Source organism: Pseudomonas syringae pv. cilantro, assembly GCF_001293775.1.
Lineage (GTDB): Bacteria > Pseudomonadota > Gammaproteobacteria > Pseudomonadales > Pseudomonadaceae > Aquipseudomonas > Aquipseudomonas syringae_P.
Window position 1 is genome coordinate 2,501 of sequence record NZ_LGLN01000005.1, and the last position, 624, is coordinate 3,124.

Consider the following 624-nt stretch of genomic DNA (forward strand, 5'->3'; position numbering starts at 1 on the left):
GTGGGGTGCCCGTGCGGCGGTGGTCGGTACTGGCGCGTTATTCGTGGCTTGGGGATTGCTGTATGTGTTGGCGGTTGTGTGCTTTATTGCAATCGCAATCGGTTTCGTCACAAACCCTGATATTGAACGCGCTTTGCGTGGTTCTCAGCTTGTTCATTTGGATGACAGCGAACTACCTTTAGGGACGGAATCCAATGCTTATGGGCAGACCAAAAGTTGGTTCGAGTCTGACAAAGAGTATAAGTTTTAGATTGAGGCATTGAGGCAATAAGGCCGATATTTACGGCCTTATTGTGGTGTGGTTATTTTTTTACGTGGTGCATAATTTCAGCGGCACCTTTCCCTCCAGCGGTTTGCGCGGTTTTCGTACCCTCTTCCAAGCCATTCAGTAGTGAGCCAAGCTTCATTCCGGTCCAGCCCAGGGCAACTACCCAGAAACTTGGTAGGACGATGAACATTGCCCCTATCACGAAGTCCAGCAGCAGGTCTCCCTGCGCATTGCCGGCTCCGAACACTGGATCAAAATTGGAATGAGGGACGTCACTGCCGATCCCGTTGCCGTACAAGGCGTCCAGTATCGTGCTGTCCACCCAGCGGGCCAGTTGGAACCAGAAGTCGACAAAG

Annotated in this window: 2 protein-coding genes; one reads left to right on the forward strand and one right to left on the reverse strand. The window is 51.9% G+C overall.

Going from position 1 to position 624, the window contains the following annotated elements; genetic code table 11:
* Positions 1–250, forward strand: a 250-nt coding sequence (locus ABJ99_RS26370; RefSeq protein WP_154864371.1) for a DUF3742 family protein, incomplete at its 5' end; no start/stop codon positions are given.
* A 52-nt stretch (positions 251–302) separates the two neighbouring features.
* On the opposite strand, the gene ABJ99_RS00095 is transcribed toward ABJ99_RS26370, so the two are convergent.
* A partial coding sequence (locus tag ABJ99_RS00095; RefSeq protein ID WP_195842893.1) for a conjugal transfer protein TraG N-terminal domain-containing protein occupies positions 303–624 on the reverse strand: 322 nt, incomplete at its 5' end.